Genomic DNA, 14,736 nt, shown 5'->3' with positions numbered 1-14,736 from the left:
GAGAGTAGGTCACACCAGTGACACAGCAAGGGGATATTTTTCAGCAGCTTCATCTGGCATCAGTTTCTGGTGTCAGCGCTGCTGCGTTTGCTGAAATCAGTACGGCGTTGTATGAGCGTGAACTGGTACATTTAGCTCAGTTGCAGCAGGTCTCCGTTGCCTTTCTACAACGCCGCTTACAAAGCTTGCCTTACCATGTGCGTAATGCCGCATTAGGCATGCTGGAAAGCGACGCTCCTTATTCCCTCGATATTCAAAATGCGAGTTGGCAAGCTCCGCAAAAACGTCGTTTGGCAGTGACAGCAACCCAACCAAAAAAATTAGAACGTTGGTTAGCCCAAGCCGCTCGCCTTGGTGATACGGTGCCGGTTTATGATTTGCGAACTCCTATCCAACAAGCACGCTTAGACTCCATTGACCGGATTGATCATGAACAGCAACGCGTGCATTGCAACATGCATGGCTGGTTTTCGTTTTCAGGGAACTGTTTAGAGCCGGAGCACGAGCAGTTGTTTTTATTGCGCCCAGACGCGACCACATTAGCTCCCGCCTTTTGCGGACATCAATGGAATCATAAAGGCCGTATCGACCCTCGTACCCTAGCGCTCCGCGAAGTGCTACTTGCCACGCGCGTGAATTTTTAAGAACTCTGCCACGCACTAAACAGCGCCATAGCGCCTGCGCTAAACACCAACACCAAAGTGATCCGCCGAAACAGGGATTCTGAAAGGTAACGACTGACTTGATGGCCCAGTGCTGTCCCAATTCCCATGCCCGCTAGTAAGGCAAGCAAAATTGGGAGTTGTGAAACTTCATAACGTTGCTGAACGCTAAACGAAATGACATTGGTGAGGGCCAGTACCCAGAAAAATACTGCCAACGTGGCTCGGAAGCTATCTCGGGCAAGGCGATGGCTGGTTAAAAATAACACCACGGGAGGACCTCCCAAGGTGAGCGCGCCATTGCTAAAACCTGCTAACAGGCCTGTCGTCCCTTGCAAGCGCGGGGTGTTCGCAAGCTGCCATTGCACACCAAACCAAAAGCAAATAGCGACGGACATCACCAAGAGCGCCATACCAACTTGTAAGCCAACCAGATTCACGTGGGCGAGTAATAAGTTACCAACCAAGGTTCCCAACACGCCAGTTACTAATAGCCAACGCCATTGTGTTAAGTGAATATGTCGGCGTAACACCCAACTGAGATAGGTTGCCATGAGCAGATTGACAATCGACAAGGTGGGCGTGATGGTGGTGAGGGGTAAATAGAGCACCAATAATGGCACGGCAATTAATCCCGAGCCAAAGCCAGTTAAGCCTTGTAAAAACGCACCTAAGAACATAATGAGCGCGATGACGAGGTATTCCATGAATGATCTGCCTTGAATAAACGTTGGGCTTTGTTAGAAAGGTCGATATACTACTTCCAGCGCTGGAACAACAGACACAATAATGATCACAGCGACGGGGGCGTTCATGCGATTATTAAAATTAATTTTTATCGTTGTTTTGATTGCGTTGCAATATCGACTTTGGTTCGGTAAGAATAGCCTACCAGATTATTGGCACTTGCAGTCAGATGTTCTGCGACAGGCCGAAACAAATGGGCGACTGATGCAACGCAATCAAGTGCTAGCTGCTGATATCGTGGATTTACGCGAGGGCCAAGAAGCACTCGAAGAACGTGCCCGTAATGAACTCGGTTTAATTCAGCCCCACGAAACATTTTTTAGAATTGTCCCAGTCAACCCAACTAAGAACTAGTGCGTTATATGGAAAATCATGTCCGGGTTGCCGCAGTCATCCCCGCCGCTGGGATAGGGCAAAGGATGAAGTTGACCCAGCCTAAGCAATACTTGCGGATAGGCCAACAAACCTTATTAGAGCATAGTGTGGCAGCAATGCGCCAAGACCCGCGGGTTGAGGCGATTTTTATTGCCACCGCACCCAACGACCCTTGGCTCCAGCAACTCAATTTTGCGCATTCCGAAAACCTTTATTTTGTTGATGGCGGAGCAACCCGCGCTGCGTCAGTTTATGCCGGTGTTCATGCTGCACATGCTGCAGGCTATCAATGGGTGGCAGTCCATGACGCCGCTCGCCCCTGTCTACAACGCGATGAATTAACTCGGGTGCTCGATGCTGGAATTCGTCATGCTGATGGGGCTTTGCTTGCGATGCCTATTGCGGATACCATTAAACGAGCGGCCCCCGATGCGCCTGAACTGAGCCATGAAAGTGTGCCTCGGGATCACTTATGGCGTGCGCTAACGCCGCAAGTTTTTCGGACTGAACAACTATTGCACGCATTTGAGCAAGTTGGATTATTTCATCCTCAGCTGACCGACGAAGCTTCGGCTATCGAATGCCTCGGCGGGCGGCCTAAATTGGTGCAAGGCAGCGCCACTAATATTAAAGTGACTCATCCGGGAGATGAAACATTAGCTGCCCTGTTTTTAACATTAAAGACGAAGGAGTAGGCATGCGAATAGGGCATGGTTATGACGTCCACCGCTTTGGTGGAACCGGGCCAATGATGCTGGGTGGTATTAGTGTTCCCTATGAATTTGGCCTCGAGGCACATTCTGATGGTGATGTCGTGTTACATGCACTGACGGATGCAGTGTTAGGAGCCATGGCACTTGGTGATATTGGCCAGCATTTTCCGGATACCGATGACCAGTACGCGGGTGCTGACAGCGGTGTCTTACTTCAACGCGCTTATGAATTGGTAAAACAGCAGCATTACCGGCTGGGGAACGCAGACGTGACGATTGCTGCCCAAGCACCTAAGTTGGCTAGCTATATTCCCGCCATGCGAGCTCGAATTGCTGAATTACTACAAGTTCCTATTGAGGCAATTAATGTGAAAGCAACGACCACTGAAAAATTAGGTTTTGTTGGTCGTCGTGAAGGAATTGCGTGTTATGCCGTGGCTCTGCTGAAGCCGGAGCAAACGCGTGACTAATGCCTACTTGTATGGAGCGCCAATGTGGCAAGGGGAATTTAAAGCGAGTCCTGCCGATTTCAAAGTCACTGAAGAGTTAGAACTCCCTGTTGCTGATCCTGCATTGCAACAAGGGGAACACCAGTGGTTATGGGTCAAAAAGGTCGGGGCAAACACCACCTTTGTTGCTGCTCAGCTCGCAAAATTTGCCGGGGTGCATGAGCGCGATGTTAGTTATTCAGGATTGAAAGATCGGCATGCGGAAACCTATCAATGGTTTTCGGTGCAACTGCCAGGAAAACCATTATTAGCCTGGCATGAACTCCAGCACGATGAATTTCAAGTGATGCAGGCAGTGATTCAACCGCGCAAATTGAAACGTGGGACTCATCGGGCAAATCATTTTGTGATTGTGATTCGTGCTATTTCGGATTCAGAAGCCTTCCAGCAACGCTGGGAACAAGTGGTGGCAGGGGGCGTCCCTAATTATTTTGGGGAGCAGCGGTTTGGCCGAGACCAGCAAAATGTCGTCATGGCGCAACGCTGGTTTGCGGGGCTGCTGAAGCGTCGCTTGAATCGCAATCAAATCAGCATGTACCTCTCTGCAGCTCGGTCATGGTTATTTAACGAGATTGTGAGTGAACGCATTGCTCAACAACGCTTAACTCCGGAACTAGGAGATGCCATGATGCTGAAGGGGAGCCAATCTTATTTTATTGTTGAGCAGTTAGACGACACCTTGTTTAAGCGGTATGAACAGGGTGATATTATGCTCACAGCGGCGCTGCCGGGGGAAGGTGCATGGCCAACGCAAGCCGCCATTGCGGAGCTAGAGCAAGCAGCCTGCGCAAAGGCTCCAGAATTGTATCAAGGCGTTGTAAAACAACGGGTTGAACACGCTCGTCGTCCCCTATTATTGTCGTTAACGCAGCCGCAGTTACGCTGGTTAACAGAAAATTCAGTGGAACTCGCATTCACCTTACCGCGCGGTAGCTTTGCAACCAGTGTCCTGCGCGAGCTAATGGATGAATCAAGACAAGGTAATTAAACACATGATGAAGTTGTTAGTTAGTAACGACGATGGCGTTCATGCCCCGGGTATCGAAGCATTATATTTACGTCTGAAAGATATTGCCCAGGTGCGTGTGATCGCCCCAGATCGCAACTGTAGTGGTGCGAGTAATTCGCTAACCTTACATAATCCGTTGCGTTTGCAAAAACTGATGAATGGCTTTTATTCGTTGAACGGGACGCCAACAGACTGCGTGCATTTGGGGACGAACTCACCGTTAGCAGACGATGTGGATCTCGTCGTTTCAGGCATTAACGATGGCCCTAATATGGGGGATGATGTGCTGTACTCTGGCACCGTTGCCGCAGCCATGGAAGGGCGGTTTATGGGCTTGCCTGCCATTGCGGTATCCATGGGGGCACGTTCCGACGAGTTTTATGACACGGCCGCACGGGTGGTTGCCAATATTGTGACACGGATGGCTCATGAGCCGCTGCGTCTCGATACAATTCTGAATATTAATGTGCCGGCAGTCCCTTATGAGGCATTGAAGGGCTATAAAGTCACTCGGTTGGGGCGTCGTCATCGTGCTGAAACCATGGTGAAAAGTGAGGACCCGTTTGGTCGGGATATCTTCTGGTACGGCCCTGTTGGTCGTCAATTGGATGATGCTGAAGGCACGGATTTTCATGCGGTTCGTGAAGGCTATGTGTCCATCACCCCGATCAGCCTGGATATGACGGCTCAACGTCATCAAACTACTTTAACCGATTGGCTCTCAGAAACATCGTCATGATTCATAACTTTCAAGGAATGGCTCGTCGGTTAACGGAACGCTTGCGGGCCGAAGGAATTACTCATGCTGGGGTGCTGGATGTGATTCAAGTCACCCCGAGGCATTTATTTATGCCTGAATCACTGGCGCATAAAGCGTACGAGAATACCGCGCTCCCCATTGGCAATGGGCAAACTATTTCGCAGCCGTTGATGGTCGCCTCCATGACGCAATTATTGATTCAGCACCAATGCCAAAATGTCTTAGAAATTGGCACTGGGAGCGGGTATCAAACTGCAATATTGGCGCAGCTGGTGGATCATGTGTATTCGGTCGAACGGATCGCTGAGTTACAATACCAAGCCAAACGTCGTTTGAACAAACTGGATTTACATAATGTCTCGATGCGGCATGGCGACGGTTGGCAAGGTTGGCCGAGTAAAGCACCGTTTGATGGGATTATTGTGACCGCAGCGGCTAGTACAATGCCAACCGCATTACTCCAGCAATTGAGCGATGGTGGAGTGATGGTTATTCCCGTTGGGGAAAGGATTCAACGACTCATCGTGGTGCGTCGTTTTGGCGACGAGTTTGAATACAAGGAATTGGCCGAAGTGAAATTCGTGCCATTAGTGCCAGGAGCACCCATATGAAAATTTTTGGTTGGCTGTATGACAAAGTATTGAGTTGGTCACAACATCGACGTGCCCCGGCAATTTTAGCTGGGTTGAGTTTTTCTGAATCAGTTATTTTCCCCATTCCACCGGACGTAATGCTAGCGCCAATGGCTATGACCCAGCCACAGCGCGCATGGTACTTTGCGGGATTGACGACCATATTTTCAGCATTGGGCGGGTTAACCGGTTATTGGCTGGGCTACTTTCTCTTCGAGCCTGTGGTTCTCCCTATTGTCGAGTGGGCGGGTTATCAAGAAAAGCTGGTTCAGGTGACGGCTTGGTTCCAACAATATGGGTTTTGGATTATTTTTATTGCTGGTTTTTCACCATTACCGTATAAATTATTTACGGTGACCGGAGGGATGTTAAGTATCGCCCTGATTCCCTTTGTAATTGGTTCGGCGCTGAGCCGTGGGTTACGCTTCTTCTTGGTTGCGTGGCTGATGAAGACCGGTGGTCCCGCGATGGCGGCTCGACTACGAACCTATGTAGATAGAATCGGTTGGGGGGTGGTTGTTCTTGCCATCATTGCATATGTGTGGATGCGTTAGGCGAAAGATTGGGGTGACTCTGTTAGCATCCATGGTGGTGCTAACAGGTTGTGCTCAGCGGACGGAACCTGCCCCTGTCACTCGTCTTTATCAAGGCAAAACGATTCATGACTTTGAACCCGCAAGCTTAACCGGTGACTCTTATGTGGTAGAAGCCGGGGATACGCTTTATTCAATTGCCTTTAGGGCGAATGAAGATGTCCGCACCTTGGCGCAATGGAATCGCCTAAACGCCCCTTATACCATCCAGCCTGGACAAAAGCTTCGTATTTCGGCCCCGCCAGTAACACCTGTGTCCACGCCAACCTCCACATCAAGATCGACGCAAACACGCTCAACGACAGTGGTTAAAAAAAGTACACCGACCCCGTCGGCATCACAAAACGTTGCTTCCACTTCAGGGAAAGGGTATGGTGAACAAAAGGTTAAAGAGAATAAAAAACAGCCAGCCCGGGTGCAGGCTCCCTCATCCAGTGGTCAGATTTCGCCACCAACGCGTGCTGAACCACCACTGCCGGCAAGTAAGGATATCGTCTGGCAATGGCCTGCAACCGGGAAGGTTCTACGAGAATTTTCTAGCGCTGAGACAGGGAGTAAAGGGCTGGACATTGCGGGTACGCGCGGCGCTCCAATATATGCAGCAGCAGCCGGTAAAGTGGTCTACGCAGGAAATGCTTTAAAAGGATATGGTCAACTCATTATTCTAAAACACAATGATGACTATATTACTGCTTATGCACATAATCAGCAGTTGCTTGTCAAAGAGCAGCAGTGGGTTAATAAGGGTGAGCAAATCGCTGCCATGGGGGACACTGATGCTGAGCGTGTGAAGTTGCATTTTCAAGTGCGCTTCCGGGGCAAGTCAGTGAATCCTCGGCATTATTTGCCTAGGGGGACACAATGAGTCGAGATCAGGATGACATAGACGACGTCGATGCCAAAGAGTTGCTATCGGTCGAGCACGAACAGGCTCAAGATAGTGATGAGGCATTTGACGAAATCATTGCGAGTGGAAGCACTTATCAGAGAAAAATGGATGCCACCCAACTTTATTTAAGTGAGATTGGGTACTCCCCGTTATTAACTGCCGAAGAAGAAGTTTATTTTTCTCGATTAGCGCGCAAGGGTGATGCTGCGGCACGGGCGCGAATGATTGAGAGTAACCTTCGGTTGGTGGTCAAAATTGCCCGCCGTTATACCAACCGTGGCCTCGCATTACTAGATTTAGTCGAAGAAGGTAATTTAGGGCTTATTCGAGCCGTGGAAAAATTTGATCCCGAACGCGGGTTCCGTTTTTCGACCTATGCGACTTGGTGGATTCGTCAAACCATTGAGCGGGCCATCATGAATCAAACGCGTACCATTCGTTTACCTATTCACGTGGTCAAAGAGCTGAACAGTTATTTGCGAGCTGCTCGTGAACTGGCTCAAACGCTAGACCATGAACCCACCGCCGAAGATATTGCAGAAAAATTGGATGTTTCCGTGGATGACGTGAATCGCATGTTACGGCTGAACGAGCGGGTAACTTCGGTCGATTCACCCATTGGCGGCAACGATAACGATAAAACATTGATCGATATGCTGACGGACGAAAATGATTATGGTCCTGAAGGAGAAATGCAGGAACAGAAAGTTCGTGATCATGTGATGTCGTGGTTGGAAGGGTTGAATGATAAGCAACGAGAAGTCCTAGCGCGCCGCTTTGGTTTACTCGGATATGAACCAGCGACGTTGGAAGATGTCGGCCGTGAAATTGGCTTAACGCGTGAGCGCGTTCGACAGATTCAAGTGGAAGCCTTGCGCCGCTTACGGGATATGTTGCGCCAACAAGGCTTGAGTCTCGACGCGTTGTTTCACCGCGATTAATCGTTCTTCAGGTGGCGTTGCCACTGCGCCAACCAATTTAATGCAGCCATTGGCGTCAGTTGGTTAATATCCAACTGCTGCAATGCTTGTTCGAGTTCACTCGGGGGCGCTGCTACCGGTTCAGGCGTTTCAACTGGCTGCACTTGTTGCGCAGAAGTCTTTGCTGGAGTCGTTTTTTCAAGCTGCTGTAAATAGGTTTTTGCCTGTTGTAACACCGGCAAAGGCAAGCCTGCTAATTGTGCAACTTGCACTCCAAAACTTCGGCTAGCGGCGCCTTCCTTCACTTGATGCTGAAAAGCAATGGTGTCTTCATGTTCGATGGCTTCAACATGCACATTGACGGCACCGGGTGCTCGACCAATGGTTTGGGTCAACTCAAAGTAATGAGTGGCGAAGAGCGTCATCGCTTGATTCTGATTCAAGAGCGCATCGGCACACGCCCAAGCTAAAGCAAGTCCATCATAGGTTGAGGTACCACGGCCAATTTCATCCATGAGCACCAAGCTATACTGCGTGGCGTTATGTAGAATGTTTGCAGCTTCCGTCATTTCCACCATGAAAGTTGAGCGCCCCGAAGCCAGGTCATCGGAAGCTCCAATCCGCGTGAAAATACGATCGACCGGACCAAACACCGCCCGCTCGGCTGGGACAAAACTGCCGCAATGGGCGAGGATGGTTAAGAGGGCGGTTTGACGCATGTAAGTTGATTTACCCCCCATATTTGGACCGGTAATTAAAATCAACCGCTCCGTCGGTGACAGAGTGACATCGTTCGGAATAAACGGTTCCTGTTGCATGCGCTCAATGACTGGGTGGCGTGCTGCAGTTAACTGAATCCCAATGCGTTGGGTTAATTCAGGGCGGCTATATTGGTAGCGTTCGGCTTGTTCCGCGAAACACCGCAATACGTCAATCTCGGCGAGGATTCGAGCCGTTTTTTGCAGCGCAACCAAGTGCTCAGCAACCTGTTCTAATAATTGCTCATACAGCCATTTTTCACGGGCTAAGGCACGACTTTGGCTTTGTAGCACTTTATCTTCATAGGTTTTCAGTTCCGGAATAATATAACGTTCCGCATTTTTCAATGTTTGGCGTCGTTGATAATCGGCCGGAATTTGGGCTTGAGCGGCCCGACTGGCTTCTAAGTAATAACCATGTACTTTATTGAAACCAATTTTCAGCGTCGCGATACCAGTCCGTTGTCGCTCTCGGGTTTCGATACGTTGCAAGAAGTCCGTGGCGCCTGCGGCAAGCTGGCGTTGCTCATCAAGTTCTTCATCAAAGCCATCGCAAATAACACCACCATCACGAATTAACAGAGGAGGTTGCTCAACCACCGCTTGCGTAAGCAAGTCCGCCAATTCTGGGAAACTTTGTAAGCCTTGTCGCCAGGGTTGTAGGCTGGGGTGATCTAGGGTTTTTTGAACCTCCGGTAGCACGGTAAGAGCCAAGCGTAAGCGTGCTAAATCGCGCGGCCGGGCAGTGCGCAAGCCAATGCGGGTAAGGATTCTCTCGATATCGCCAATTTGGCGTAATTGCTGATGAAGCTGAGCGTGATCGAGTTGCAGTAAGGTCGCCACGCCATCATAGCGTTGATTAAGAATATTTTGGTCTCGTAAGGGGCGTTGCAGCCAGCGCTGCAATAGGCGGCTGCCCATGGCGGTACTGGTGCTGTTAATAACGTCAAATAACGAGGTTTTTTGGCCACTCAGAGAGCGGACTAATTCGAGATTACGACGGGTGGCGGCATCGAGTAAAATGCCATCATCATGCCGCTCCGCCACAATACTGGTTATGTGGGGCAGGGCCGCCCGCTGTGTCATCCGCACGTAATTAATAATGGCGCCAGCAGCTCCGATAGCCTGGGTGAGATGGGTAATGCCAAATCCATCTAAATGTGCCACCTGGAATTGGCGCAGTAAAATCGCGCGGGCACTGACCGGTTCAAATTCCCATTCCGGGCGGCGTCGGCAACACGCACAATTCAGTTGCTGCTCACTCCAATCCCAAGTTTCAGGATAAAGTACTTCTGCGGGTTGCAGGCGTTCGAGTTCGGCCGTGAGTTGCTCAAAGGTGGCCACTTCAAGGACGGTAAAACGTCCACTGGCCATATCAAGGCTGGCAATCCCGATGGGAGAGCCCGGTAAAATCGCGACTAACAGACTTTCTTGTGCCGCAGGTAAGAGGGCTTCATCGGTGAGCGTTCCTGGCGTTAAAATACGTACCACTTGCCGTTCAACTGGCCCTTTACTGGTGGCAGGATCGCCTGTTTGCTCACAGACTGCGACCGATTCGCCTAATTCCAGCAAGCGCGCGAGATAGCCCTCGGCAGCATGGTACGGGACGCCTGCCATGGGAATGGGTTGGCCCGCACTTTGGCCGCGGTTGGTGAGGGTAATATCCAGGAGCTCTGCAGCACGTTTGGCATCGTCATAGAAGAGTTCATAAAAATCACCCATACGATAGAATAATAGCGTATCAGCATGTTCGGCTTTAATCCGAAGATATTGCTGCATCATAGGGGTGTGAGAAGAATTCATCGGTATCGTTGTTGTAGTGTTCGACATGCCTGTTATTATCCGTATTTACCCGAGTTATCACAGGATAAGGTGTACTGAGATGGTATCACAATCAGTCCAAGAATTAGCAGTAGATTTAAGCCAATGGCTGTTGCAGCGAGGCTGGCAGGTGGTCACTGCCGAATCCTGCACTGGGGGCGGAATTGGTTATGCTATGAGTGCCATTGCCGGCAGTTCGAATTGGTTTGCCGGAGGGTTTATCACTTATTCGAATGAGTTGAAACAACGCTTGGTCGGGGTGCCAGCAACAACGTTATCTCGCTATGGCGCAGTGTCTGCAGAAACAGCTGCAGCGATGGCGCAAGGTGCATTGCAGCACAGTGGTGCCGACCTAGCCATTGCAGTAACAGGGGTGGCGGGCCCAAGCGGTGGGACTCCCGAAAAGCCAGTCGGCTTGGTGTGGTTTGGTTTGGCTTGGGCGGAGCACTGCATCACCTGGTCCCAGCAGTTTGAAGGCGATCGTGCAGCCATTCGCGAAGCGACCATTGCAGAAGCGTTATTGAGTTTTAAAAAAATAACTTGATACTGTATAAATTTACAGTACACTATGGATCATATATTTTGCAACAGAACGGACATTATCATGAGCAACGATAAACAAAAAGCACTTGACGCGGCGTTAGGTCAAATTGAACGCCAATTTGGTAAAGGTTCTATCATGCGTCTTGGTGATAACCAAGCCATGGATATCGAATCTGTTTCGACCGGTTCATTAACTCTTGATATTGCCTTAGGGATTGGCGGATTACCTTTTGGCCGAGTGGTTGAAATTTATGGACCAGAATCCAGCGGTAAAACAACACTCACGTTACAGGTGATTGCTGAAGCACAGAAAATGGGCAAGACCTGTGCTTTCGTTGACGCGGAGCATGCGCTTGATCCTGTGTATGCAGAAAAGCTTGGGGTGAATGTTGATGAGCTCTTGGTCTCACAACCCGATACCGGTGAGCAAGCGTTAGAAATCTGCGATATGTTAGTTCGTTCCGGTGCGGTCGATGTGGTGGTCGTTGACTCAGTAGCTGCATTAACCCCGAAAGCAGAAATTGAAGGGGAAATGGGCGATAGCCACGTTGGTTTGCAAGCACGTTTAATGTCTCAGGCGTTGCGTAAGCTAACTGCCAACATTAAAAAATCAAATAGTTTGTGTATCTTCATCAACCAGATCCGGATGAAAATTGGGGTTATGTTTGGTAACCCAGAAACGACGACTGGTGGAAACGCGCTGAAGTTCTACTCTTCTGTACGTCTTGATATTCGCCGAATTGGTGCGGTGAAAGAAGGGGAAGAAGTGGTCGGGAACGAAACGCGTGTTAAAGTTGTGAAAAACAAAGTCGCTCCCCCGTTCAAACAAGCAGAATTCCAGATATTGTATGGCACAGGTATTTCAAAAGAAGGCGAGCTCATCGATCTGGGTGTAAAACAGAAAATCATTGATAAAGCGGGCGCTTGGTATAGTTATAAAGGCAATAAAATTGGTCAAGGTAAAGCGAATGCAATGCGTTTTATGCAAGAGAATGTTGAGATTGCCGCTGAGATAGAACAACAAATTCGTGAACAGCTTTTAGCGAAGCCAATTCCAGAAGGCAAAGCTGAAGGGGGCGAATTGGTCGTTGATAAAACTTTATTGGATGACGATTTAATCGAATGAGTTGAGAGGTAAGAACATGATGACCCCCAATGTTCAAGTGGCATTAGCACTTGGTTCAGGAGCGGCGCGCGGGTGGGCGCATATTGGTGTTATCCAAGCGTTGCAAGAAATGGGGGTTCATGTTCACCTCGTGGCTGGAACCTCGATTGGCTCCTTGGTCGGCGCTGCCTTCGCGGCAGGCCGACTCAGTGATCTTGAAAGCTGGGTCCGAGGCATGGATCGCTGGGAAGTTTTCAATCTGTTAGATTTCGGATTTAACCATGGGGGGCTTATCCATGGTGAAAAGGTTTTCAGTCGCGCACGTGAAGTGATTGGCTCGATTGATATTGAAGACATGCCTTTGGTGTATGGCGCAGTGGCGACCGATCTCTATAGCGGCCGTGAAATTTGGCTACGCAAAGGGGATGTCTATGAAGCTGCCCGTGCATCTTGCTCCATGCCGGGGTTGTTGGCTCCAACAGCACTGAACGGGCGCTGGTTAGTTGATGGCGCTCTGGTGAATCCTGTCCCTGTTTCCTTGTGCCGAGCGCTAGGCTCTGATTTTGTGATTGCCGTGAACTTGAACTCTCAACTCAATACCTCGGCCATTGAAGCGCGGAGCAAATATGTTGCTCCCAAAGAACCAACCCATGATGTGACAGCCAAAGATCAACCACAGGTCGATGTATACGGGCATAATACGCCGCCCTCAGAGACCACGGTCGACCCGCAAAAGACGGACGAAGGGGATCAATCTGAACCTGGGTTCTTTCATAACTTCCTCTCCCATAGCCAGCAATATTGGGATGCGATGATGGAAAAAATGAACGGTAATCTTCATAAAGCACCGGGCATGCTTGGCGTGATGTCAGGTTCAATTGATATCATGCAAGAACGTATTACCAAAGCGCGATTGGCTGGTGACCCGCCTGATATCTTAATTCAACCAAAATTGGGACAGATTAGTCTCATGGAGTTTGAGCGGGGGAATGAAGCCATTGCAGTGGGATATGAAACAACGATTCGAATGAAAGATTTTATTCTGGCGGAATTAGAACTGTATAAAGAACGGCGCGGTAGTTAGCGCAAAAAAACAACTGACACTTTCAAAAAAGGCGCCGATTGGCGCCTTTTTTATTTGCTTTAATTGGCCTTACTATTGACGCAATTGCTGCTCCATGGCATCAAAAGTTGCTTGTAATTCTTCAGAGGGTTGCTTGGTCATTAAGCTTACAACAACCACCGCAATCGTGGATAACACAAAGCCAGGGATAATTTCGTACATCCAGCTGCTAAGGGTTGCGCCATTCTCCAGTACTGGCATGTAAATCCAGAACAATACGGTAGCAGCCCCCACGACCATTCCAGCAAGTGCACCGTGCTTGTTCATTCGCTTCCAGAACAAACTTAAGATAACGACCGGCCCAAAGGCTGCTCCAAAACCAGCCCAGGCATTCGCAACTAAGCCAAGAATGGTGTTATCTGGGTTCCAGGCAAGAATAATCGCCACCACGGAAACTAAGAGAACGCAGATTCGTCCAATCATCACGAGTTCAGCATCGCTGGCATTCCGACGTAAAAAGGCCTTATACAGATCTTCTGTGAGTGAGCTCGAGGTGACCAATAATTGAGATGAAATGGTACTCATTATGGCGGCCAAGATAGCTGCGAGCAGGAAGCCGGTAATGAGAGGGTGAAATAAAAACTGTGAGAAAATAATAAAAACAGTTTCAGGATCACTCAATGTCATTTGCGTCTGGGCAACGTAAGCGATACCGACAAACCCGGTTGCTAATGCGCCGAGTATCGAAATCAGCATCCAACCAATACCGATACGACGTGCCGTTGGAATATCCTTCAGCGAACGAATCGCCATGAATCGAACAATAATATGAGGCTGACCAAAATATCCTAACCCCCATGCGAGCAGGGAGATAATTCCCAGAATACTCAATTGATTCAAGAGTGGGTCCGCAATAGCGGCGTCACGGAAAAGCTCAGTGAAGTTAGGGTTAATGGATTGCACCATAGTTGTGGTTTCTACAATGCCACCTAATTCATAGAATGCGACAGCGGGAACTAAGACCAAGGCGACGAACATAATCACCCCTTGGACAAAGTCGGTCATGGATACTGCTAGAAAGCCACCAAATAGGGTATAGGCACAAACGACCCCTGCGGTCACCCACAAGCCCAAATGGTAATCCATGCCAAAAGCTTCACTGGCGAACAATTTACCACCAGCCACTAAGCTGGCCGAGGTATACAAGGTAAAAAAGATAATAATAACCAATGATGAGAAGACGCGGAGGACTCGTGCTTTATCATCAAAACGATTCGCAAAATAATCAGGGATGGTGATGGAGTCGTTGGCGACGACGGTATAGGTTCTTAGCCGTGGTGCAACAATGATGTAGTTCAGATAGGCACCAATGAGTAAGCCCACTGCAATCCAAATTTGCGATACCCCGGACACGTAAATCGCACCTGGTAACCCCATGAGCATCCAACCACTCATGTCGGATGCACCTGCGGAAAGAGCTGTAATGCTGGGACTTAGTGAACGTCCACCAAGCATATAGCCAGATACGTCATTGGTTGTTTTTTTATACGCATAATAGCCAATTGCTAACATCGCAATAAAGTAGGCGGCAAGCGAGAAGAGCGTACCTGTTTCCAAGTTAAAACTCCTATGTTGTT

Annotated in this window: 16 protein-coding genes; 13 read left to right on the top strand and 3 right to left on the bottom strand. The window is 49.3% G+C overall.

All coding sequences use genetic code 11. The annotated features are described in order from the left end of the window. Positions 1 to 17: 17 nt before the first annotated feature. Complete coding sequence (locus BLP64_RS01320) at positions 18 to 644, top strand: hypothetical protein (RefSeq protein ID WP_092590947.1); 627 nt, start codon at positions 18 to 20, stop codon at positions 642 to 644. On the opposite strand, the gene BLP64_RS01315 is transcribed toward BLP64_RS01320, so the two are convergent. Then, positions 641 to 1,369, bottom strand: coding sequence for a sulfite exporter TauE/SafE family protein (locus BLP64_RS01315; RefSeq protein WP_092590945.1), 729 nt, complete (start codon positions 1,367 to 1,369; stop codon positions 641 to 643). The genes BLP64_RS01320 and BLP64_RS01315 overlap by 4 nt on opposite strands. Positions 1,370 to 1,475: 106 nt before the next feature. Between BLP64_RS01315 and ftsB the strand changes: the two genes are divergently transcribed. Genes ftsB through rpoS form a run of 9 tightly spaced genes read left to right on the top strand, consistent with a single transcriptional unit; the run spans position 1,476 to position 7,830 of the window. Further along, complete coding sequence (gene ftsB, locus BLP64_RS01310; RefSeq protein WP_092590943.1) at positions 1,476 to 1,763, top strand: cell division protein FtsB; 288 nt, start codon at positions 1,476 to 1,478, stop codon at positions 1,761 to 1,763. Positions 1,764 to 1,771: 8 nt separating this feature from the next. Further along, entirely contained in the window at positions 1,772 to 2,479 is a 708-nt protein-coding gene (gene ispD / locus BLP64_RS01305) for a 2-C-methyl-D-erythritol 4-phosphate cytidylyltransferase (protein WP_092590941.1), read from the top strand. Positions 2,480 to 2,481: 2 nt separating this feature from the next. After that, entirely contained in the window at positions 2,482 to 2,967 is a 486-nt protein-coding gene (ispF, locus tag BLP64_RS01300; protein WP_092590939.1) for a 2-C-methyl-D-erythritol 2,4-cyclodiphosphate synthase, read from the top strand. After that, a complete protein-coding gene (locus BLP64_RS01295) occupies positions 2,960 to 3,994 on the top strand; it encodes a tRNA pseudouridine(13) synthase TruD (RefSeq protein WP_143001056.1) in 1,035 nt (344 codons plus the stop codon). Before ispF ends, BLP64_RS01295 begins: the two co-directional genes overlap by 8 nt. Before the next feature lie 4 nt (positions 3,995 to 3,998). Then, entirely contained in the window at positions 3,999 to 4,754 is a 756-nt protein-coding gene (surE, locus tag BLP64_RS01290) for a 5'/3'-nucleotidase SurE (RefSeq protein ID WP_092590935.1), read from the top strand. After that, positions 4,751 to 5,386: a protein-L-isoaspartate(D-aspartate) O-methyltransferase gene (locus BLP64_RS01285; protein ID WP_092590933.1), complete on the top strand. Its 636-nt coding sequence runs from the start codon at positions 4,751 to 4,753 to the stop codon at positions 5,384 to 5,386. Before surE ends, BLP64_RS01285 begins: the two co-directional genes overlap by 4 nt. Then, a complete protein-coding gene (locus BLP64_RS01280; RefSeq protein ID WP_092590931.1) occupies positions 5,383 to 5,961 on the top strand; it encodes a YqaA family protein in 579 nt (192 codons plus the stop codon). Before BLP64_RS01285 ends, BLP64_RS01280 begins: the two co-directional genes overlap by 4 nt. A 13-nt stretch (positions 5,962 to 5,974) precedes the next feature. Further along, positions 5,975 to 6,865 carry a peptidoglycan DD-metalloendopeptidase family protein gene (locus tag BLP64_RS01275; protein WP_233340070.1) on the top strand — a complete coding sequence of 297 codons (891 nt, stop codon included), beginning with the start codon at positions 5,975 to 5,977 and terminating at the stop codon, positions 6,863 to 6,865. Beyond that, positions 6,862 to 7,830 carry an RNA polymerase sigma factor RpoS gene (gene rpoS, locus BLP64_RS01270; protein WP_092590927.1) on the top strand — a complete coding sequence of 323 codons (969 nt, stop codon included), beginning with the start codon at positions 6,862 to 6,864 and terminating at the stop codon, positions 7,828 to 7,830. Before BLP64_RS01275 ends, rpoS begins: the two co-directional genes overlap by 4 nt. Here the strand turns inward: rpoS and mutS are convergent. Beyond that, positions 7,827 to 10,397 carry a DNA mismatch repair protein MutS gene (gene mutS / locus BLP64_RS01265; RefSeq protein ID WP_092590925.1) on the bottom strand — a complete coding sequence of 857 codons (2,571 nt, stop codon included), beginning with the start codon at positions 10,395 to 10,397 and terminating at the stop codon, positions 7,827 to 7,829. The two genes, rpoS and mutS, sit on opposite strands and share 4 nt — an antisense overlap. 52 nt (positions 10,398 to 10,449) lie before the next feature. Here mutS and BLP64_RS01260 point away from each other — a divergent pair, with 52 nt between their 5' ends. Genes BLP64_RS01260 through BLP64_RS01250 form a run of 3 tightly spaced genes read left to right on the top strand, consistent with a single transcriptional unit; the run spans position 10,450 to position 13,120 of the window. Further along, positions 10,450 to 10,932 (top strand): CinA family protein, encoded by a 483-nt coding sequence (locus tag BLP64_RS01260; protein ID WP_092590923.1) that lies wholly within the window; start codon positions 10,450 to 10,452, stop codon positions 10,930 to 10,932. 60 nt (positions 10,933 to 10,992) lie between these two features. Then, positions 10,993 to 12,057, top strand: a complete 1,065-nt coding sequence (recA, locus tag BLP64_RS01255; protein WP_092590921.1) for a recombinase RecA — start codon at positions 10,993 to 10,995, stop codon at positions 12,055 to 12,057. Positions 12,058 to 12,073: 16 nt separating this feature from the next. Next, complete coding sequence (locus tag BLP64_RS01250; RefSeq protein WP_092590919.1) at positions 12,074 to 13,120, top strand: patatin-like phospholipase family protein; 1,047 nt, start codon at positions 12,074 to 12,076, stop codon at positions 13,118 to 13,120. 72 nt (positions 13,121 to 13,192) lie between these two features. Here the strand turns inward: BLP64_RS01250 and putP are convergent, their stop codons facing one another. Beyond that, positions 13,193 to 14,716, bottom strand: a complete 1,524-nt coding sequence (gene putP / locus BLP64_RS01245; protein WP_092590917.1) for a sodium/proline symporter PutP — start codon at positions 14,714 to 14,716, stop codon at positions 13,193 to 13,195. Positions 14,717 to 14,736: the final 20 nt, after the last annotated feature.

Origin of the sequence: Pseudidiomarina indica, assembly GCF_900104245.1 — a bacterium.
GTDB classification, from domain to species: domain Bacteria; phylum Pseudomonadota; class Gammaproteobacteria; order Enterobacterales; family Alteromonadaceae; genus Pseudidiomarina; species Pseudidiomarina indica.
Note: the sequence above shows the minus strand (reverse complement) of the source record. Positions and strands in the feature narration are given on the sequence as shown.